This is a genomic window from Falsiroseomonas sp. RANM36, from assembly GCF_056682175.1.
Genome location: NZ_JBWXTD010000002.1, coordinates 444659 through 464829, shown reverse-complemented (window position 1 = coordinate 464829; position 20171 = coordinate 444659). Strand labels below are relative to the sequence as shown.

General features: G+C 72.0%; 15 protein-coding genes. 3 read left to right on the top strand and 12 right to left on the bottom strand.

The genetic code is table 11. The annotated features are described in order from the left end of the window. Window positions 1–145: 145 nt before the first annotated feature. From AC1MIR_RS03045 to AC1MIR_RS03015, 7 genes are all read right to left on the bottom strand, one after another. On the bottom strand, window positions 146–1018 hold the full coding sequence (locus tag AC1MIR_RS03045) for a class I SAM-dependent methyltransferase (RefSeq protein ID WP_480026711.1): 873 nt from the start codon (window positions 1016–1018) through the stop codon (window positions 146–148). A gap of 35 nt (window positions 1019–1053) precedes the next feature. Next, complete coding sequence (gene infC / locus AC1MIR_RS03040; RefSeq protein ID WP_480026710.1) at window positions 1054–1578, bottom strand: translation initiation factor IF-3; 525 nt, start codon at window positions 1576–1578, stop codon at window positions 1054–1056. Between the two features lie 67 nt (window positions 1579–1645). Continuing rightward, a complete protein-coding gene (gene thrS / locus AC1MIR_RS03035; RefSeq protein ID WP_480026709.1) occupies window positions 1646–3589 on the bottom strand; it encodes a threonine--tRNA ligase in 1944 nt (647 codons plus the stop codon). 76 nt (window positions 3590–3665) lie between these two features. Beyond that, a complete protein-coding gene (locus tag AC1MIR_RS03030; protein ID WP_480026708.1) occupies window positions 3666–4625 on the bottom strand; it encodes a glycosyltransferase family 9 protein in 960 nt (319 codons plus the stop codon). Beyond that, the gene (locus AC1MIR_RS03025; RefSeq protein WP_480026707.1) at window positions 4622–5743 is read right to left on the bottom strand and encodes a glycosyltransferase family 4 protein; all 1122 of its coding nucleotides are present in this window, start codon (window positions 5741–5743) and stop codon (window positions 4622–4624) included. Before AC1MIR_RS03025 ends, AC1MIR_RS03030 begins: the two co-directional genes overlap by 4 nt. A gap of 33 nt (window positions 5744–5776) precedes the next feature. Next, window positions 5777–6733: an isopenicillin N synthase family dioxygenase gene (locus tag AC1MIR_RS03020; RefSeq protein ID WP_480026706.1), complete on the bottom strand. Its 957-nt coding sequence runs from the start codon at window positions 6731–6733 to the stop codon at window positions 5777–5779. 49 nt (window positions 6734–6782) lie between these two features. After that, window positions 6783–8126, bottom strand: coding sequence for a tetratricopeptide repeat protein (locus AC1MIR_RS03015; protein WP_480026705.1), 1344 nt, complete (start codon window positions 8124–8126; stop codon window positions 6783–6785). A gap of 262 nt (window positions 8127–8388) precedes the next feature. Here AC1MIR_RS03015 and AC1MIR_RS03010 point away from each other — a divergent pair, with 262 nt between their 5' ends. Then, entirely contained in the window at window positions 8389–9561 is a 1173-nt protein-coding gene (locus AC1MIR_RS03010; protein WP_480026704.1) for a fumarylacetoacetate hydrolase family protein, read from the top strand. Then, the gene (locus AC1MIR_RS03005) at window positions 9558–10298 is read left to right on the top strand and encodes an alpha/beta hydrolase (protein ID WP_480026703.1); all 741 of its coding nucleotides are present in this window, start codon (window positions 9558–9560) and stop codon (window positions 10296–10298) included. The genes AC1MIR_RS03010 and AC1MIR_RS03005 overlap by 4 nt, the downstream gene beginning before the upstream one ends. Here AC1MIR_RS03005 and AC1MIR_RS03000 read toward each other — a convergent pair. Further along, window positions 10289–11149: a Rossmann-fold NAD(P)-binding domain-containing protein gene (locus tag AC1MIR_RS03000; protein ID WP_480026702.1), complete on the bottom strand. Its 861-nt coding sequence runs from the start codon at window positions 11147–11149 to the stop codon at window positions 10289–10291. The two genes, AC1MIR_RS03005 and AC1MIR_RS03000, sit on opposite strands and share 10 nt — an antisense overlap. 217 nt (window positions 11150–11366) lie before the next feature. Between AC1MIR_RS03000 and AC1MIR_RS02995 the strand changes: the two genes are divergently transcribed. After that, window positions 11367–12083: a tetratricopeptide repeat protein gene (locus AC1MIR_RS02995; RefSeq protein ID WP_480026701.1), complete on the top strand. Its 717-nt coding sequence runs from the start codon at window positions 11367–11369 to the stop codon at window positions 12081–12083. A 154-nt stretch (window positions 12084–12237) separates the two neighbouring features. Here the strand turns inward: AC1MIR_RS02995 and fzlA are convergent, their stop codons facing one another. From fzlA to AC1MIR_RS02975, 4 genes are all read right to left on the bottom strand, one after another. Beyond that, the gene (fzlA, locus tag AC1MIR_RS02990; RefSeq protein WP_480026700.1) at window positions 12238–12906 is read right to left on the bottom strand and encodes an FtsZ-binding protein FzlA; all 669 of its coding nucleotides are present in this window, start codon (window positions 12904–12906) and stop codon (window positions 12238–12240) included. Window positions 12907–13031: 125 nt separating this feature from the next. Continuing rightward, entirely contained in the window at window positions 13032–17576 is a 4545-nt protein-coding gene (gene gltB, locus AC1MIR_RS02985; protein ID WP_480026699.1) for a glutamate synthase large subunit, read from the bottom strand. Window positions 17577–17581: 5 nt separating this feature from the next. After that, complete coding sequence (locus AC1MIR_RS02980) at window positions 17582–19021, bottom strand: NAD(P)-dependent oxidoreductase (protein ID WP_480026698.1); 1440 nt, start codon at window positions 19019–19021, stop codon at window positions 17582–17584. Between the two features lie 186 nt (window positions 19022–19207). Continuing rightward, on the bottom strand, window positions 19208–19990 hold the full coding sequence (locus AC1MIR_RS02975) for a complex I NDUFA9 subunit family protein (protein ID WP_480026697.1): 783 nt from the start codon (window positions 19988–19990) through the stop codon (window positions 19208–19210). Between the last annotated feature and the right edge of the window lie 181 nt (window positions 19991–20171).

The following is a 20171-nucleotide window of genomic DNA, read 5'->3' as shown; positions in this document are numbered from 1 at the left end:
GCCCCCCCCATACCGCTCGGGGCCCGGCGGGGCGGGGGGCGGGGGGCGGCCGGCGCCGGCCCGCCGCGGCGGGACGACATGCGATCGGGACCAACCCGTGCGGGCGGGACTTAGGCCCCGAGCCCCCCCGGGTCAAGGCCGGCCTTCAGCCGGGCGGCCGCCGCCCGACCACCACCAGGTTGCCCAGCGCGTCCGCGGGCAGGCGCGCCGCCGCCTCAGGCGCGTCCCAGCAATCGGAGTAGCAGGCCGCCGCCACCGTCAGCCCGGCATCCCGCAGCGCATCCAGCAGCTCGGCCATGGCGTATTCGCGCACATGGTGGTGGAAACGGTCCGCCGGGCCGAAGGCGGGCGGATAGATCGCCACCGGGTTGCGCCCAGCGAGCAGCGCCACCCGGGCCTCGGCGCGGAAGAAGTTGGGCGTGGTGACATAGAGCAGCCCGCCCGGCGCCAGGCTGCCGGCCAGGGCGCGGAACAGCCTGGAGGGGTTCACCACCAGGTGCTCCAGCACCTCGCACAGCATGACCATGTGCTGGTCGCGATGCGGCAGCACCGCGCCCTCGCACAGCTCGGCCTTCTCCAGGTCGATCTGCGCCGCCTCCTCCACGACGCCGTCGAGCTGCGGGTGGCGGAACAGGCAGGCCGAGCCGAGCCGCAGCGCCGGGAACAGCCGCTTGTAGAGCATCGGCGTGATGGAGGAGCCGATCTCCACCACACGGCAGGCGGGCCAGGCGGGATCGTCGCCCAGCAGCGCGCGGATCGCCTGCGCGGCCTCGGCGAAGCGGCGCCGGTGCAGGCGGGCATAGTCGAGCTGGTCGGGGCGCAGGCGGCGCTCGGATTCGAGTCCGGCGAGCGCCGCATCCACGGCGGCAAGCGCCTCGTGCAGTCCGGCCCGCAAGGCCGGTGCAACGCCGCGCAGCGCCGGGTCGCGCGCCAGCGGATCGGGCGGCGCCAGGCCCGGGAGGGTGGCCGGGGCGGCCGGCGGCGGCGCGACGGCGGCCCCGGCGAAGAGCGCGCGCAAGCGGGCGAGCATCGCGCGGGGCCGGGCCGGCGCCGCTATTTCGGCGCCAGCACCATGATCATCTGGCGGTTCTCGAGCCGCGGCATGGATTCCACCTTCGTGGTCTCCGCCATCTCGGTCCGGATCCGGTCCAGCACCTTGAGGCCGAGGTCCTGATGCGCCATCTCGCGGCCGCGGAAGCGCAGCGTGACCTTCACCTTGTCGCCCTCGCCGATGAATTCCTTCATCTGGCGCATCTTCACCTCGTAGTCGTGGTCGTCGATGTTCGGGCGGACCTTGATTTCCTTGATCTCGACGACCTTCTGGCGCTTGCGGGCCTCGTTCGCCTTCTTCTGCTGCTCGTACTTGTACTTGCCGTAGTCGAGGATCTTCACCACCGGCGGCACGGCGTTGGGGCTGATCTCAAGCAGGTCGAGGCCGACGTCATAGGCGCGGATCAGCGCCTCGCGCGCGCTCATCACACCCAGCATCTCGCCGTCCTGGTCGATCAGGCGCACCTGCGGCGCACGGATCTCCTCATTGACCCGCGGGCCGTCACGCGTCGGCAGCTGGGCGGGCATTGGACCTCGGGGTATGGCGCTCTCCTGTCGAAGTTTTGGTCAGTATGCCATCTTTATGGCGTTACGCTCAGGCCGACGCAACCCGAAGGTCGGGGGGCGTCGCCTCGGCGGCCAGCCGCGCGACCGCGTCGGCCAGGGCAATCGCCTCCTGGTCGCGCCCCGGCAGGCGGCGCAGAACCAGCGTCCGCTCCTCCGCCTCCCGCCGGCCGACCACGGCCAGCACCGGCACGCGCTGGTCGATATGGTCCACGACCTTGCGGTTGATCTTCTCGTTGCGGAGGTCGAGCTCAGCGCGGATGCCCGCGGCCTGCAGCGCGGCGACCGCCTCGCGCGCATAGTCGTCGGCATCCGAGACGATGGTCGCGACCACCACCTGCACCGGCGCCAGCCAGAGCGGGAAGCGCCCGGCATGCTGCTCGATCAGGATGCCGAGGAAGCGTTCGAAGCTGCCCAGGATCGCGCGATGCAGCATGACCGGCCGCTTCCGGCTGCCATCCTCGGCAACGTATTCCGCACCGAGTCGCTCCGGCAGCACGAAGTCCACCTGCAGCGTGCCGCATTGCCAGTCGCGCCCGATCGCGTCGCGCAGCACGAATTCCAGCTTCGGGCCGTAGAAGGCGCCCTCCCCCGGGTTCAGCGTGTAGTCCACATTCGCGATCCGGCACGCCTCCTTCAGCGCGCCTTCCGCCTGGTCCCACACCGCGTCGCTGCCCGAGCGCTTGTCGGGCCGGTCGGAAAACTTCACGCGGAAATCGCTGAAGCCGAGGTCGCGATAGATGCCGGAGAGCAGCTCCACGAAGCGCACGGTCTCGGCAGCGATCTGCCCCTCGGTGCAGAAGATGTGCGCGTCGTCCTGGGTGAAGGCGCGCACGCGCATGATGCCGTGCAGCGCGCCCGAGGGCTCGTAGCGGTGGCAGGCGCCGAATTCCGCCAGGCGCATCGGCAGCTCGCGGTAGCTGCGCACACCCTGGTTGAAGATCTGCACGTGGCAGGGGCAGTTCATCGGCTTCACCGCCAGCACGCGGTCCTTCTCGGACTCGTCCTCGACGGTCGCGATGAACATGTGCGGGCGGTAGTTCTCCCAGTGGCCGCTCTCGATCCAGAGCTTCCGGTCCACCAGCTGCGGGGTCTTCACCTCCAGGTAGTCGGCCTGGTCCAGGCGGCGCCGCATGTAGTCCTCGACGGTGCGGTACAGCTTCCAGCCCTTCGGGTGCCAGAACACCGAGCCGACCGCCTCTTCCTGGAGATGAAACAGGTTCATCTCCTTGCCGATCTTCCGGTGGTCGCGCTTCTCGGCTTCCTCGATCTGCGTGAGGTAGGCGTCGAGCTCCTTCTGGTCGCGCCAGGCGGTGCCGTAGATGCGCGACAGCATCGCGTTGCGGTGGTCGCCGCGCCAATAGGCGCCGGCCACCTTCATCAGCTTGAAGGCGGTGCCGACATCGCCAGTGCCGCGCATATGCGGCCCGCGGCAGAGATCCACCCACTCCCCCTGGCGATAGAGCGTGATGGTCTCGCCGCGCGGCAGGTCCTGGATCAGCTCGACCTTGTATTTCTCGCCCTTGGCGGAGAAGAGCTCGATCGCCTCGTGGCGCGTCGTCACGATCCGCTCGAAGCCGGCGTTGCGCGCGACGATCTCGCGCATCTTCGCCTCGATCGCGGCGAAGTCCTCCGGTGTGAAGGGCTCGTTGCGGGCGAAGTCGTAGTAGAAGCCGTTCTCGATCGGCGGGCCGATGGTCACCTGGGTGCCCGGGAACAGCGCCTGCACCGCCTCCGCCAGCACATGCGCCGCGTCGTGGCGGATCAGCTCCAGCGCCTCCGGGTCCTTGCGGGTGATGAAGCGCAGCGCGGCGTCGTGCGCGATCTCGCGCGACAGGTCCTGCAGCTGCCCGTCCACCTGCATGGCGAGCGCGGCCTTGGCCAGGCCCGGCCCGATCGCCGCGGCCACCGTCGTGCCGGTGACGGGCCCGTCGAAGGTGCGGACGGAACCGTCGGGCAGGGTGATCGCAGGCATTGGTCTTCGTCCGTGCTCCGCAGGGTTTGCAGGAAAGCGCGACATGGCCAGCCCGCCCCGGTGGCGTCAAGGCGCCTCAGCCGCGTAGCGGCAGTGCGGCGAGCGCGGCTCGGACGGCGTCCGGGCCGAGTTCCGCCAGCGGCATGTGGCGCAGCACCTGCGCCGCCGGCCCGCGCGGGGCGCAGAGGGCGGGGTCGCTGTCCTCGCCGAACAGGGCGAGGGTCGGGCAGCCGGCGGTGGCAACCAGATGGGTCGGGCCGGTGTCGTTCCCCACCGCCCAGGCCGCCCGTCGCGCGATGGCCGCCACCTCGGCGAAGCTCGTGCGGCCGGTGAGGTCCAGCGCGCCGGGCGCGGCGGCCAGGATGCGCGCCGCGATCCCGGCCTCCGCCTTGCCGCCCAGCACCGCGACCGGAATCCCGGCGCCGGCGGCGAACGCCGCGAAGGACTCGGCCGGCCAGCGCTTCAGCGGCCGGAGCGGCGATGCGCCCGGGATCAGCAGCCCGAAGCGGGGCGGCAGGGCGAAGCGGGAGAGATCGGCGTCCAGCCAGTCCAGCGCGGGCGGCGGGAAGTGCCGGATGCCCGCCATCTCCAGCTGCTCCAGCTGCCGCTCGACCGTGTGCATGGCGTCGCGCCCGGGATTGGCATGGGGGTGGGAGGCGCCGCGGGCGATGCCGGACCACTCGGCCCCCCGCCCGACCAGCCAGCGATAGCGGGAGGATCGGGCGGAGGTCTGCAGGTCATAGACCCGCTCGAACCGCGCCCCGCGCAGCCGGGCGGCGAGTTCCAGCAGCCGGCCGGGCTGCCGCCAGGAGGGCCGGCCATCCGCCCAGACCGCGTCGAACCACGGGCTGCGGCGAGCCAGCTCGGCATAGGGCGGCGTGGTCAGCAGGGTGATGCGCGCGCCGGGATGATGCGCGCGGATCGCCGCGAAGGGTCCGAAGGACTGCACGAAATCGCCGAGCGCACCCAGCCGGATGACGAGGATGTCGCCGTGATCGGTGCGGGGTTCCGCCACCGCGGCGGCCGTGCCGGTCATGGCAGCAGCTCGCGATAGACCGCGAGCGTCGCGCGCTGCATCGCCGCGGTGGTGTAGTTGCGCAGCACCGCCTGCCGCGCGCGCGCGCCGACCGCCGCCCGCTCGGCCTCCGGCATCGCCAGCACCCGGCCGAGGGTGGCGGCCAGCGCCGAGGGGTCGCCAGGGAGCACGCGCCAGCCGGTGACACCCTCCTCCACGGTCTCGCGCGGGCCGCCGAGATCGGAGGCGACGACCGGCCGCGCCATCGCCTGCGCCTCGATCACCGTGCGGCCGAAGGCCTCCGCATCGGTGCTGGCATGCAGCACCACATCGGCGGCCGAGAGGGCGACATCCAGCGCATCGACATGGCCGGCCAGCACCAGGCGGTCGGCGACGCCGAGCGCAGCGGCGCGCGCGCGCAGTTCCTCGGCGAAGGCGTCGTTGCCGCCGCCGGCCAGCACTGCCAGCACGCCCGGCAGGCCCGGCAGCGCCTCCACCAGCACGCCCTGCCCCTTCCAGCGTGTCAGGCGTCCAGGCAGCAGGACCACCGGCTGGCCGGGCGCGGCGCCCCAGGCCTCGCGCTCCGCCAGCACCCGCCCGGGCGGCACGGCGGCAGGATCGAAACGCCGCGGGTCCACCCCCCGGGGGATGACCCGGATGCGCTCGACCGGGGTGAAGTGGCGCTCCCGGATCAGCGACGCGATGAAGCCGCTGATCGCGATCACCCGCTCGCCCCGCGCCATCACGGAGTTGTAGAGCCGCTTGCCCGGCAGGCCTTCGTTGTACGCGCCGTGATAGGTGGTGACGAAGCGCGCGCCGCCGCGCCGCGCCGCCAGCAGCGCCGACCAGGCCGGGGCGCGGGAACGGGCGTGCAGGATCGCCACCTCCTCCCGCCGGACCAGGCCGGCCAGCGCGGCGGCGTTGCGCCAGATGCCGAAGGGCGACTTGGTGTCGAGCGGCAGCGTCACATGCGCGCCGCCGACGCGTTCCACCTCCTTCGCCAGCGGGCCGCCGGCGGAGGCGACGAGCGCGCGCCAGCCCGCGCCGGCGATCGCCTCCGCGATCTCGACCGTGCCGCGCTCCACCCCGCCCGAGACGAGCGCGGGCAGCACCTGCAGGATGGCGGGCGGGCGGGGCATCGGCGTTCCGTTACCGCCCCGCTCGGGCGGCGGCTATCCCCCCGCGCCGCGGCGATGGGCGTAGGTCTGGTCCAGCTTCTCCGCCAGATAGGCCGCGCCGGAGATCGGCGGCCAGCGCGGCGCTTCGCCCGGCGCCGTGCAGGACGGCAGCGCGGCCACCACCGCATCCGGATTGGGATCGAGGAAGAAGGCGGCCGAATGGCGCTCCGCGGCCGGCGCGCGGACGCGGTGCGGGGTGGAGGCATAGACGCCGTTGGTCCAGCGCATCAGGCAGTCGCCGATGTTGCAGACCATCGCACCCGCCACCTGCGGCACGTCCTCCCATCCGCCCTGGCGGCGCTTCACCTGCAGCCCCGCCACACCATCGGTGGCCAGCACGGTGACGTTGCCGTAGTCGGTGTGCTCGCCGGCGCCGAGCGGCGCCGCCCCGTCGCGCGCCGCCGGATAGCGCAGCAGCCTGAGCGTCGCCAGCGGCCGGTCGAGCTTGTCCTCGAACCACGCCTCCTCCAGGCCGAGATCGAGCGCGAAGCCGCGATGCAGCAGCCGGCCGAGCGCCCAGGCGGCGTCGAAATAGGCCAGCACGGCCGCGCGGAAGCCGGGGAGGTCGGGCCAGAGATTGACGCCGCGGAACGGCCTGCCGGCCAGCACCTCGGGATCGTCGGGCGCGAGATCGAGGCCGATGTTGAAGGCCTCCTTCCGGTCGGCCGGCCTCTCCGGGTCGAGCTGCTCCTCGTCCAGCGCGACATAGCCGCGGTTGTGCGGCGAGCGCCGGATGGACAGCGCGGCCTTCGCCGCGGCGTCTTGCGCGAAGAGCGCGCGCGAGGCGCCAAACATCCCCGCCATCACCGCCGGCGCGATGCCATGGCCGGTGACCAGGAAGAAGCCAGGCCCGCGGCAGGCGGCGCCGAGCGCCGCGGCCACTGCGCGCCGGTCCTCTTCGACCGCGCTGCGCAGGCCGGCGATATCGATGACGGGAACCTTTTCGCTCATTCCGCCATGCTGCCGCGGGGCGCGACCCGCGCCACGCCCCGCGCCCGGGTCAGGCCGCCATTCGGCCGCCGCCGGCGCGGCCCCACAGCTCCTGTGCCAGCGGACTGTCCGGCTTCGCCGCCAGTCGCTCGCCTGCCAGCACCTGCGCAAGGGAACGGTCCTTGCCGCGCAGCGCCGACTCCAGCAGCGTCAGGCTGAGCACGTCGCGCTGCGCGTTGGAGCCGCCGAACTCCCGCGCCCGCGGCCGCACCGCCGCGATCAACTCCGCCGCCGTGCCGTAGTCGCCGCGGGCGAAGGCGCCAAAACCCTCGGCCAGCGGAAGCCCGACCGTGCGCGTCAGCCGGGCATTGGTGCCCTGCCCCGCCGCGGCGCGGCGCATCGCGCCGAGGGTCTGCGCCGCGGCGTCCTCCCGCCCCGCGCCGAGATGCGCCATGATCGCGTGCAGGTCGCTGAAGGCATAGAAACCCTCGCCGCCCGCCTGCTGCCAGGCCGTGGAGAGCTGCGCGAAGCGCCGCCCGGTGTCGGCGCCGCGCAACAGCAGCCGCCACAGCATGGCCGAGGCATCCACCAGGTCGATGGCCGGCTGCGCCTCGCCCTTCGCGATTCCATGCGCCACGGCGCGGTCGTAGATGCCGAGCACCCGGTCGAACTGGCCGCGCTCCAGGTGGAACAGCGCCAGGTGCCACCAGTTGTGCACGGCGAGGATCGCCGCCGGCGCCCAGTCGGCCTCCCGCGCGGCAAGAAAGGCAGCGCCTTCCTGGTCGCGGCCCTGCATCTCCATCACATGCGCGACGGCATGCACCGCCCAGGCGTCCCGCGGCTGCAGCGCCAGCGCCATGCGCCCCGCATCCTCGGCGGCGGCGTACTCGCCATTCTCCTCGAGGCCGAAGGCCTGCATGCCGAGCAGCCAGGAGAATCCGTCCTCGCCCGTGCGCCAGGCGCGCATCGCGGCGGCGGGACGGTCGCGCAGCGCGGCGGGGTTGCCCAGGAAGAAATCGAACTGGTGCGCCACCTGCTGCGCGAAGAGGTCGCGCGGATGCGCCGCGGCCAGCGCCGCATAGCCGCGATGCGCCGCGACGAAGTCGCCCTCGCACCAGGCCTGCGCGGCGGCGAGATGCGCGCGCTCCCGGTCGTTCGCGACCGGCAGGTCCCACGCCGCGGCGATGCTCGCCTCGGCCTCGGCCACGCTTGCGCGCTCCATGGACATCACCATCAGCCCGGCGCGGAAGGCATGCGCCATCGCGAAATCCGGCTGCTCCGCGATGGCGGCGTCGATCGCCGCGAGCGGATCGGCGCGGAAGCCGAGCATCAGCCCGGTCGCTTCGTCGAGGCGCGCGATCGCGGCGCGGTTGGCGGTGGACACGGCGTTGCCGTGCATGTCGGTGTGCGGCATCTCTCTTTCTCCCTTCGCTCGGGTCTGCGGGCGGTTGCGGGCCACGCGGATGCGCAGGGCACCCGCCCCGCATCCCTGGTCGCACCGCGCCGGATGGCGGCAGTGCTAGGCGCGGCGTGTTTCCGTGCGATTGCGCCGCCGCCCGAAAGAGGTTTCACCGCCATGTCGCGCGTGACACGGCTTGCGTCGTGATCGTCGCCCCCCCTTCCGCATGCGCGTCGTTGCTCTAGGCTTGCGGCAACTCAGGGGGAGGAACGCGACGATGAGCCATGCCGCAAGGTCCGCCGATGCGCTGTCGCAGGATTGGCGCGACGGCGTCTTCGCGCTCCGGGTGATGACGCAGGACGGGCCCTCGGTCTTCGCGATCCTCGGCGGCGCGAGCTTCGACATGACGCCGGCCTTCGGCACCTGCAGCGCCTGGCTGAACAGCGAGGATCCGCTCGGCGCGATCCGGCGCGACGGCGTGCCCTCCGCGCTCGACCTGCCCGCCGCGCTGGCCAATGCGCATCACGCGGCACGCGATGCCCAGAAGCCCTGGCTGCTGGCGCCGATCGACCTGCAGGTGATCAAGGCCGCCGGCGTGACCTATGTCCGGTCGATGCTCGAGCGCGTGATTGAGGAGCGCTGCCGCGGCGACGCCACCCAGGCCGAGGCGGTGCGCGCCGAGGTGCGCGCGATCATCGGCGACGATCTGGCGAACCTCGTCCCCGGCAGCCCGCAGGCCGCGCGCGTGAAGGAGGCGCTGGTCGCCAAGGGATGGTGGAGCCAGTATCTCGAGGTCGGCATCGGGCCGGATGCCGAGATCTTCACCAAGGCGCCGGTGCTGTCCGCCGTGGGCGCGGGCGCCAAGGTCGGCGTGCATCCGATGAGCTCCTGGTCGAACCCGGAGCCCGAGGCGGTGATGGTGGTCAACGGCCATGGCCGCATTGTCGGCGCCACGCTCGGCAACGACGTGAACCTGCGCGACGTGGAGGGGCGCAGCGCCCTGCTGCTCGGTCGGGCGAAGGACAACAACGCCTCCTGCGCGCTCGGCCCGATGATCCGCCTGTTCGATGCCGGCTTCACGCTGGAGGATGTGCGCCGCGCGGAGCTGCGCGTGACGATCACCGGCCGGGACGGCTTCACGCTGGACGAGCGCGGCCCGGTCGGCGCGATCGCGCGCGATCCGGCCGATGTCGTCGGCCAGATGATCGGCGCGCATCACCAGTATCCGGATGGCGCGGTGCTGTTCCTCGGCACGCCCTTCTCGCCGGTGAAGGATCGCGGGGCGCCGGGCATGGGCTTCACGCACAAGGAGGGCGACGTGGTGCGCATCGCCAGCCCGCGCCTCGGCGCGCTGGAGAACGAGGTGGACCGCACCGACGAATGCCCGCCCTGGACCTTCGGCATCGGCGCGCTGATGGCAAACCTTTCGCGCCGCGGCCTGCCGCGGTGAAGGAGGAGACCGGCCGCCTCGACGGCCGCCTCGCCTGGTCGAAACTTCCCGGCAGCGGCCCCGGCGTGGTCTTCCTGCCCGGCTACCGCAGCGACATGCAGGGCGCCAAGGCGCTGGCGCTGCGCGAGCATTGCGCGGCGACCGGCCGGGCGCTGCTGCGCTTCGACTATTCCGGCCATGGCGAGAGCGCCGGCCGCTTCGAGGACGGCACCATCGGCCTTTGGGCGGCCGACGCCATTGCCGTGTTCGACGCGCTGACGGCGGGGCCGCAGATCCTGGTCGGCTCCTCGATGGGCGGCTGGATCGCGCTGCTGCTCGCCCGCGCGCGGCCTGAGCGCATCGCGGGCCTGATCGGCATCGCGCCGGCGCCCGACTTCACCGAGACGCTGATGTGGCCCGGCTTCACCGAGGCACAGCGCGCCGAGATCATGCGCGCGGGCGTGCTGCACCTGCCGAGCCAGTACGGCGAACCGACCCCCGTCACCCGCGCGCTGATCGAGGATGGCCGGCGGCACAACGTCCTGGATGCGCCGATCCCCCTCGCCTGCCCCGTCCGCATCCTGCAGGGCATGCGCGATCCCGACGTGCCCTGGCGGCACGCGCTGAAGCTGGTGGACGCGATCGCGGGCGAGGATGTGCGCCTGCACCTGATCAAGGATGGCGACCACCGGTTGAGCCGCCCCGAGGATCTCCGCCTGCTGGCTGAGACGCTGGACGCTCTGGCCGCTCAGCCCTGAGCGCCGAGCGCGAGGATGGCGCGCAGCCCCTCGCGATAGGTCGGATACCGCCACGCGATGCCGAGGGCCTGCTTCGTGATCGCGTTCGCGACGCGGCGATTCTCAGACCAGAAGGAAAGCGCCATCGGCGACATGCCCGTTCGCGCCTGCTCGAAGGGGATCGCCGGCGGCGGTGCGACGCCGAGCAGCCGCGCCGCCTCCTCCACCACCTCGGCGCTCGGCGCCGGCTCGTCGTCCACCAGGTGCAGCACGCGTTGCCCGTCCGGGCGCAGCGCCGCCGCGACCACGGCCAGCGCGATGTCGTCGCGATGGATCCGGCTGAAGGCGTGGCCGGGCTTCACCACGCGGCGCGCCACGCCGGCCCGCACCTCCTCCAGCGCGCTGCGCCCCTGGCCGTAGATGCCGCCCACCCGGAACAGATCGAGCGCCGCGCCGCGCGCGGCGGCCACCGCGCGCCAGGCCTGCTCGGCTTCCAGCCGCCGGGCGGAGCGCGCCTGGCCCGGCGCGGGCGGCGTCGTCTCCTCCACCCAGCCGCCGTCGCGATCGCCATAGACGCCGGTGGTGGAGAGATAGCCGATCCAGCGCAATGCCGGCGCCCCGGCAATCGCGCCGCCATGCGCCGCCAGCACCGGATCGCCACCCTGCTCCGGCGCCGCGGTGATGACGAGATGGGTCGCCTGCCGGATCGCATCACCGGCCGCCGCGAAATCCACCACCGTGACGCCTGCCGGCGGACGGGCCGCAGCGGCATCCCGCGCCGTCCCCGTCACCGCGAAGCCGCGCGCCGCGGCCTCCGCCGCGACCGCCCTGCCCGCATAGCCGATCCCGGCCACCACCATCTGCGCATGCATGCGACGCAGATGCGCCGTCCTCCGCCTTCCGTGAAGGGGTCGCGGCCATGCGCGAGGCTGGCAGCCCGCCGGGCCCGGGGATAGGCTGCGCGCCATGCCTCCAAGCGTCCGCGCCCTGCTGCTTGGTGCCGCCGCCGTGGCCCTGCTCGGCACGGTCGTGGCGGCAGCATGGCTGCGCCCGCCGGCCCCGCCCGGGCCGCCACCCGAGGCGGCAGCGATGCCGATGACCGAACCGGCGGAACCGGTCGCGGGCGCCGCCACCGAGGCGGAGCAGTGCCGGGCGCTGCTGCGGAGCGACCCGGATGCCGCCCGCAGCTTCGCCGCGCAGTGGCGCGGCGCGCAGGGCGGCGTTCCCGCCGAGCAATGCGAGGCGCTGGCCACGCTCGCGCTCGGCGACCCGGCGCAAGCCGCCGCGCGGCTGGAGGCGATCGCCGTGCGCGGCGCCGGCGACCGGCCGACGAAGGCGGCGCTCTTCGCGCAGGCGGCACAGGCCTGGCTGCTCGCCGGCGACGCCAACCGCGCCTTCGGCGCCACCACACTCGCCTTGACGCTGACGCCCGAGGATCTCGACCTGCTGGTGGATCGCGCCGTGGCGCTCGGCACGCTCGGCCGCTACCGCGAGGCGCTGGAGGATCTCAACCGCGTGCTGTCGCTGGACCCTGACCGCGCCGAGGCGCTGGTGTTCCGTGCCGCCGCGCTGCGCCAGCTGGACCGGCTCGATTTCGCGCGGCGCGACGTGGAGCGGGCACTGGCGATCGAGCCCGACCATGCCGAGGGCCTGCTGGAGCGCGGCATACTGCGCCAGCTCGCCGGCGATCCGGACGGCGCGCGGCGCGATTGGGAGCGTGTGATCACCGTGGCACCCGGCAGCGCAGCCGCCGACCTTGCCACGCAGAACCTGTCGCTCAGCGAAGCCGGTCCGGCGCGGCGGTGAGGCTGCGGCAGGGGCGACACCCTGCGGCGCCGCCTATCGCGGCGGACGGCTCATTTCCGGCGCGCCGCCGATCGGCCGGTCCGGATCGCGCGCACCCGCGTTCCCTCCGGACAAAGGCCGCCGGAGAACGTGCCGGCACCGACGAGGTTGCCGTTCAGAAATCCAGATCGTCGTAATGCGCGGGCGGGGCCAGGTCGGGCAGGCGGTCCGCCAGGACGGCGCGGAAGGACGGGCGCGACTTGATGCGCGCATACCAGTCCTTCGCGCCGTCGTTCAGCGACCAGTCCACGTCGCCGATATAGTCGAGCGCGGAGAGATGCGCGGCCGCGGCGAGATCGGCGAGGCTGAGGCTGCCACCGCCAAGCCAGGCGCGCGTCTCAGCCAGCCAGCCGATATAGTCCAGATGCGGCTTCAGGTTCGCATAGCCCGCGCGAATCGCACCGGCATCGGGATTGCCGCGCCCGAGCAGCCGCTTCATCTGCCGCTCGTGCAGCAGGTTGCGCGTCACTTCGGTGTTGAACTTGTGGTCGAACCACGCAACCAGCCGCCGCACCTCCGCCCGTTCGGCAAGCGTACGGCCGAGCAGCGGCAGGTCCGGATAGGCCTCGTCGAGATACTCGCAGATGGCGTTCGAATCGGCCAGCACGAGCCCGTTCGCGTCCTGCAGCACGGGGACCGTGCAGGCGGGATTGAGCGCGAGGAATTCCGCACGGCGCTCCCACACGCGCTCGACCCTGAGGTCGAACGGGATGCGCTTCTCCGCCAGCGCGAGGCGAACCTTGCGGGAGAAGGGCGACAGGGGAAGGTGGTAGAGGATCCGCATCGGCCTCGCGCGAGTCTGATCCGCTTTCCTATCGCACGCGCGCGCCGCCCGGCCAACGGGGCCGAGGGCGGAACGGCCTGGTCATGGCGGCGGAAGCATCTCTCCGCCGCCACGCGCGCGCCGGTTCACTCCGCCGCGACGGCCGGCGCATCCTCCATCGGCTTCGGCAGGTAGCGCGCATAGTCCCTGGGAACCACGTGCCAGAACAGCGCGCGCTCCACCGCCCAGTTGTTCAGCAGGCGCGCGGCGAAGGGGCTGCCCGTCTCGCGCACATGCCGCCCGATATGGTCGCGCAGCACCTCCTCCCAGTGCGTGCTGCCGCCGAGGCGGCGCCACAGCAGCGTCTCCGGATTGATGCGCTGCTCGAAGGTGCCGTCGGCGTCGTAGACGAAGGCCATGCCGCCGGTGAAGCCGGCGCCGAAATTGTCGCCGACCGGGCCGAGGATCACCGCGCAGCCGCCGGTCATGTACTCGCAGCCATTCGCGCCGCACCCTTCCACCACCGCTAGCGCGCCGGAATTGCGCACCGCGAAGCGCTCGCCGGACTGGCCGGCGGCGAAGAGCGCGCCGCCGGTCGCGCCATAGAGCACCGTGTTGCCGATGATGGTGTTCTCGTTCCAGACCAGCTTCGAGGAGGGCGCGGGCCGCACCACGATGGTGCCGCCCGAAAGCCCCTTGCCGACATAGTCGTTGGCGTCGCCGAAGACCTCGAGCTTGAGCCCGCGCACCGCGAAGGCGCCGAGCGACTGCCCGGCCGAGCCGCGCAGACGCACGGTCAGGTGGCCGCGCTGCAGCCCGTTCATGCCGAACTTGCGGACGATCTTGGAGCTGATCTTGGTGCCGATCGCGCGGTGCGTGTTCCGGATGTTGTAGGCGAGCTGCATCTTCTCGCCGTGGCGGAACAGCGCCTCGGCGTCGCGGATCATCTCGGCGTCGAGCGTCTCCGGCACCTCGTTGCGTCCCTCCGTCGTGCAGTAGGAGGCGAAGGGCCCCGCATCGGCCTTGACCAGCAGCGGGTTGAGGTCGAGGTCGTCGAGGTCCTCCGAGCCGCGCGACACCTGGCGCAGCAGGTCGGTGCGCCCGATCACATCGGTCAGCTTGCGGAAGCCGAGCCCGGCGAGGATCTCGCGCACCTCCTCGGCGACGAAGCTGAACAGGTTGATCACCTTCTCCGGCGATCCGGTGAACTTCTTCCGAAGCTCCTCATCCTGGGTGCAGACGCCGACGGGGCAGGTGTTGGAATGGCACTGCCGCACCATGATGCAGCCCATGGCGACGAGGCTGGCGGTGCCGATGCCGAATTCCTCAGCGCCCAGCATCGCCGCGATCACCACGTCGCGGCCGGTCTTGATGCCGCCATCGGTGCGCAGCTTCACGCGGTGGCGCAGGCGGTTGAGCTGCAGCACCTGATGCGTCTCGGACAGGCCCATTTCCCAGGGCAGGCCGGCATACTTGATCGAGGATTGCGGCGAGGCGCCGGTGCCGCCGGAATGGCCGGAGACCAGGATCGCGTCGGCCTTGGCCTTCGCCACGCCGGCCGCGATGGTGCCGATGCCGCTGCGCGCGACCAGCTTCACGCAGACGGTGGCATCGGGGTTGATCTGCTTCAGGTCGTAGATGAGCTGCGCCAGGTCCTCGATCGAGTAGATGTCGTGATGCGGCGGCGGGCTGATCAGCATCACGCCCGGCGTCGAGTGGCGCAGCTTCGCGATCAGCTCCGTCACCTTGAAGCCCGGAAGCTGGCCGCCCTCGCCGGGCTTCGCGCCCTGGGCCACCTTGATCTCGATCTCGCGGCAGTTGTTGAGATACTCCGCCGTCACGCCGAAGCGGCCGGAGGCGATCTGCTTGATCGCGCTGTTCGCGTTGTCGCCATTGGCGCGCGGCCGGGCGCGGGCCGGATCCTCGCCGCCCTCGCCGGAATCCGAGCGGGCGCCGATACGGTTCATCGCGATGGAGAGCGTCTCATGCGCCTCCGGCGACAGCGCGCCGAGCGAGATGCCGGGCGCGACCAGGCGCTTGCGGATCTCCGTGATGCTCTCGACCTCCTCGAGCGCGACCGGCGCGCGGCCCTCGGTGCGGAAGTCCAGCAGGTCGCGCAGCGCCACGGGCGGCAGCTTCCGCACGCCTTCGGAATAGCGCTTGAAGGTCTGGTAGCTGTCGGTCTCCACCGCCTTCTGCAGCGTGTGGATCAGGCTGCCGTCGAAGGCGTGGTTCTCGCCCCGGCGGCGCAGCTTGTACAGGCCGCCGACCGGCAGCGTCACCGCATCCGCGTCCCACGCCTTGGCGTGCAGCGCCAGCACGCGGCGCGCGATGCCCGACAGGCCGATGCCGGAGATGCGGCTCGGCACGCCGGGGAAGAACTCCGCCACCAGCGCGCGGGAGAGGCCGATCGCCTCGAAGTTCATGCCGCCGCGATAGGAGGACAGCACGCCGATGCCCATCTTGGACATGATCTTCAGCAGGCCCTTGTCCACGGCCTTCTTGTAGCGGGCGACGCAATCCTGCAGCGACAGCTTGCCGAACAGGCCGCGGCGGTGGCGGTCCGCGATGCTCTCCTGCGCCAGATAGGCGTTCACCGTGGTGGCGCCCGCGCCGATCAGCACGGCGATGTAGTGGACGTCGATCGCCTCGGCGCAGCGGACGTTCAGGCTGGTGAAGGTCCGCAGCGAGCTCTTCACCAGATGCGTGTGGACGCCGCCGACCGCGAGGATCATCGGGATCGGCGCACGCTCCGCGCCCTGGTGCTCGTCGGTCAGGATCACATGGGTGCAGCCGCTGCGCACGCCGTCCTCGGCCTCGCGGCGGATGCGCTCGATGTGCCGGCGCAGGCCGGTCTCGCCCTCGGCCACCGGGAAGGTGCAGTCCACCACGCAGGCGGTGTCGCCCATATACGCGCGCATCGCGGAGAACTCCGCGTTGGACAGCACCGGGCTGTCCAGCATGAGCATGTCGCACTGCGTCGGGTCCTCGTCGAGGATGTTCCCGAGATTGCCGAGCCGCGTCTTGATCGTCATCACCCGCGTCTCGCGCAGGCTGTCGATCGGCGGGTTGGTCACCTGGCTGAAGGACTGGCGGAAATAGTGGTGCAGGCCGCGATACTGGCCGGACAGCACCGCGATCGGCGTGTCGTCGCCCATCGAGCCCACCGCCTCGTTCGCGTCCTCCACCATCGGATGGAGGATGGTCTCCAGCTCCTCGAGCGTGTAGCCGACCGCGAGCTGGCGCCGGCGCAGTTCCTCGCCGGAGAAACGGGAGAGCTCCTCCCAGCCGCCCTTCACGATGCCGTCGATCTGGGTCGTGCGCTTGGTCCAGTCGCCGAAGGGCTTGCGCGCGGCCAGCATGTCCTTGAGCGGGCCGTCGCCGTAGAACCGCCCGGTGCCGAGATCCACGCCGATGCACTGGCCGGGCCCGACGCGCCCCTTCTCCAGGATGGCGTCCTCCGACAGCTTCACCATCCCCGTCTCGGAGCCCACGATCAGCAGCCGGTCGTCGGTGACGGTGTAGCGCATCGGGCGCAGGCCGTTGCGGTCGAGCCCGGCGATCACCCAGTTGCCGTCGGTGGCGCAGATCGCCGCCGGGCCGTCCCAGGGCTCCATCACCGCGTTGCAGTAGAGGAAGAGCTCGCGATGCGCCTCCGGCATCGTGGCGTTGTTGCCGATGCTCTCCGGGATCAGCATCGCCTTGGCCATCGGCGCGTCGCGCCCGCCGCGGACCAGCAGCTCGAAGACGTTGTCGAGCGTCGCGGTGTCGGAGCCGCCCGCCTGCACCACAGGCTTGATGTCGTCCATGAAGCTGTCGAGCAGCCGGTGGGAGAGCCGCGTCTCGTGGCTCTTCATCCAGTTCGCGTTGCCGTGCAGCGTGTTGATCTCGCCGTTGTGCGCGAGCGTGCGGAAAGGCTGCGCCAGGCGCCAGGTCGGGAAGGTGTTGGTGGAGTAGCGCTGGTGGTAGATCGCGAAGCGGCTGACGAAGCGCTCGTCCAGCAGGTCCGGGTAGAACTCCGTCAGGCTCTCGGCGAGGAACATGCCCTTGTAGATGATCGAGCGGCAGGACAGCGAGCAGAGATAGAGCTCGGGGATCTGCGCGGCGATCGCCTGCTTCTCGATCCGGCGGCGGATCACGTAGAGGTCGCGCTCGGCGGTCGCCTCGTCGCGCTGCTCGGGATCCCAGATCAGGATCTGCTCGATCTCCGGCCGCGTCGCGTTCGCCTTCTCGCCGATGCAGGCGACGTCGATCGGCACCTGGCGCCAGGAATAGATCTGGTAGCCGGCGTTCAGCACCTCGGTCTCGACGATCTGGCGGCAGCGCTCCTGCGCGCCGAGATCGGTCTTCGGCAGGAAGACCATGCCCACGGCGATGCGGCCGGGCCGCACGCGGTCGCCACCGCGCTCGACGACTTCCGCGAAGAAATCCTGCGGGATCTCGATATGGATGCCGGCGCCGTCGCCGGTCTTGCCGTCGGCATCCACCGCGCCGCGATGCCAGACGGCCTTCAGCGCGTCGATGCCGGCCTGCACGACCTTGCGGCTGGGCTTGCCGTCCAGCGCGGCCACGAGGCCGACGCCGCAGGCATCGTGCTCGGTCACGTCCAGATGCGCGGCGCCGGCCAGCAGGTCGCGGTTGGCGGCGTAGCGGGCGGCGAAATCGGCGCCGGTCTCGTGGGTGTCGGCCATCTGCGTCACTCCGCGGCGACGGCGAGGGTGCTCGCCTTCTGCTGCATGTAGAGGTCCATCTGCTCGGCCGCGTCGCGGCCGTCGCGGATCGCCCAGACCACGAGGGAGGCGCCGCGGACGATGTCGCCGGCGGCGAAGACGCCGGGCAGCGCCGTCATCATGGTGCGGTGGTCCACCTTCAGCGTGCCCCAGCGCGTCACCGGCAGCTCCTTCTCGCCGAAGGCCGTCGGCAGGTCCTCCGGGTCGAAGCCGAGCGCCATGATCACGAGGTCCGCCGGCAACTCGAAGCGGCTGTCGGGCATGGGCGTGACCTGCTGGCGGCCGGTCGCGTCGGGCAGGCCGAGATGCATCCGGTGCGCGACGACACCCTTCACGCGGCCCTCCCCGCGGAAGGCTTCGGGCGCGCCGAGCCATTCGAAGCGCACGCCCTCTTCCTCGGCGTTGTACACCTCGCGCATGGAGCCGGGCATGTTCGCCTTGTCGCGCCGGTAGAGGCAGGTGACGGAGGCGGCACCCTGGCGCACCGCGGTGCGCACGCAATCCATCGCCGTGTCGCCGCCGCCGATCACCACCACATGCTTGCCCGTCGCGTCCAGCGCGCCGGATGCGAAGGCCGGCACGGCCTCCCCGAGCCCGACGCGATTGGCGGCCGTCAGGTAATCCAGCGCCGGCACGATGCCGTCGAGCCCGATGCCCGGCGCCGACATCTCGCGCGCCTTGTAGACGCCGGTGCCGATCAGCACGGAGTCATGCCGCGTGCGCAGTTCCGCCAGCGAGACGTCCGTGCCGATTGCGGTGTTCAGGTGGAAGTGGATGCCGCCTTCCTCGTACTGCTTCCAGCGGCGCAGCACGACATCCTTCTCCAGCTTGAAGTTCGGGATGCCGTAGATCATCAGCCCGCCGACGCGGTCGTAGCGGTCATACACGTGCACCTGGTAGCCGCGCACCCGCAGCCGCTCCGCCGCCGCAAGGCCCGCCGGGCCGGCGCCGATGATGCCGACGCTCTGGGCGAGTTCGCGCCGCGGCTTCGGCGCCTTCACCCAGCCGCGCTCCCAGGCGGTGTCGGTGATGTATTTCTCCACCGACCCGATGGTGACACTCCCAAAACCCTTCTCGATGACGCAGTTGCCCTCGCAGAGGCGGTCCTGGGGGCAGATGCGGCCGCAGATCTCGGGGAAGGTGTTGGTGGCGGAGGCGACCTCATAGGCTTCCTCCAGCCGGCCTTCGGCGGTGAGCTTCAGCCAGTCGGGGATGTTGTTGTTGAGCGGGCAATGCACCTGGCAGAACGGCACGCCGCACTGGCTGCAGCGGCTGGCCTGGGACTTCGCCGCGTCCGGCTCGAATTCCTTGTAGATCTCGCCGAAATCGGCGCGGCGCGTGTCGGCCGCCCGCTTCTCGGGCTGGCGCTGGTCGAGGCGCACGAATTGCAGCATCCGTTCGGCCATGGTGGCGAGACCCTCCCTGGGCGATACGGACGCGCCCATCGGGGCGGGCGTCTACAACAAGCCGGGCCGGGTTGCGAGTCCGTTCTGGCCAACAAGGACAGTTTTTCTGTCTCTTTTCGGCGTGCGGCGCCTACCAACAGTGGGAGGGCGCCTGTAGCAATGCTGATGAAGGTCCGGATCGGACCTTCATGCGGCCTCGCGACGCCCGCCACCGGACCGGAACCGCTTCAGATACCCCGGCACCACGCTCTCGATCGCGGTCGGCGGGATGCCGAGCTCCGCCAGGCCCGGCATGCCGGGCGTCACGACATTGTCGCGCTCCAGCAGCAGCAGCTGGTCCTGGGTCAGCGGCGGCGTCGGCAGGCGCTGCAGCAGCCCGGCCTGGAACCGCATCAGCCCGGGCGGCATGTCGAGCATCGGCCGGCGCCGCCGCGTGACCTCCAGGATGAAGCGCAGGACCTCCCGCATGGTCATCGCCCGCGGGCCACCGAGCTCATAGGTCCTGCCCTGCGCTTCGGGCCGCGCCAGGGCGGCGGCCACGGCCTCTGCCACGTCGCCGACATAGACCGGCTGGAAGCGCGTGTCGCCGTTGACCACCGGCATCACCGGCAGCCAGGCCATCGCGGCGAAGCGGTTGAAGAACCCGTCCTCCGGCCCGAACACCACCGAGGGGCGCAGGATCGTCGCCGCCGGGAAGCCTTCGCGCACCCCCTCCTCCCCCTGCGCCTTGGTTTGCGCGTAGAGGCTTGGCGAGGCGGCGTCGGCGCCGATCGCCGAGAGATGCACCATCCGCTCCACGCCCGCCGCCGCCGCGGCGCGGGCGAGCGCGCCCGGCGCCTCGCCCTGGATCCGTCGGAAATCGCCCGGGCGGCGCTCGAACAGGATGCCGACGAGGTTCACCACCACCTGCGCGCCTTCGACGGCGCGGGCCACCCCTGCGGCATCGGTGATCGGAGCGGCCAGCGGCACGATCTGGCCGACGCGCCCCTGGGTCTGCAGGAAGCGCGCCCCGGCCGGGGCGCGCCCCCCCCCCCCCCCCCCCCCGCGCCGCCCCGCCCCGGGACGCCCCGGCCCGGGCGCACCCGCCCCACCCCCGCCCCGGGCCGCGGCAGCAGCCGCGCCAGCCCGGGGAACAGCCCGAGCAGCGCAT

Bases quoted from the DNA above. Each gene is read 5' to 3' on its own strand.
- AC1MIR_RS02980 (WP_480026698.1), bottom strand. From the start codon at position 19,021: ATGGCCGAACGGATGCTGCAATTCGTGCGCCTCGACCAGCGCCAGCCC.
- AC1MIR_RS03025 (WP_480026707.1), bottom strand. From the start codon at position 5,743: ATGCCCCGCCCGCCCGCCATCCTGCAGGTGCTGCCCGCGCTCGTCTCG.
- AC1MIR_RS03030 (WP_480026708.1), bottom strand. From the start codon at position 4,625: ATGACCGGCACGGCCGCCGCGGTGGCGGAACCCCGCACCGATCACGGC.
- AC1MIR_RS03000 (WP_480026702.1), bottom strand. From the start codon at position 11,149: ATGCATGCGCAGATGGTGGTGGCCGGGATCGGCTATGCGGGCAGGGCG.
- thrS (WP_480026709.1), bottom strand. From the start codon at position 3,589: ATGCCTGCGATCACCCTGCCCGACGGTTCCGTCCGCACCTTCGACGGG.
- fzlA (WP_480026700.1), bottom strand. From the start codon at position 12,906: ATGCGGATCCTCTACCACCTTCCCCTGTCGCCCTTCTCCCGCAAGGTT.
- AC1MIR_RS03015 (WP_480026705.1), bottom strand. From the start codon at position 8,126: ATGCCGCACACCGACATGCACGGCAACGCCGTGTCCACCGCCAACCGC.
- AC1MIR_RS03020 (WP_480026706.1), bottom strand. From the start codon at position 6,733: ATGAGCGAAAAGGTTCCCGTCATCGATATCGCCGGCCTGCGCAGCGCG.
- gltB (WP_480026699.1), bottom strand. From the start codon at position 17,576: ATGGCCGACACCCACGAGACCGGCGCCGATTTCGCCGCCCGCTACGCC.
- AC1MIR_RS02995 (WP_480026701.1), top strand. From the start codon at position 11,367: ATGCCGATGACCGAACCGGCGGAACCGGTCGCGGGCGCCGCCACCGAG.
- infC (WP_480026710.1), bottom strand. From the start codon at position 1,578: ATGCCCGCCCAGCTGCCGACGCGTGACGGCCCGCGGGTCAATGAGGAG.
- AC1MIR_RS03010 (WP_480026704.1), top strand. From the start codon at position 8,389: ATGAGCCATGCCGCAAGGTCCGCCGATGCGCTGTCGCAGGATTGGCGC.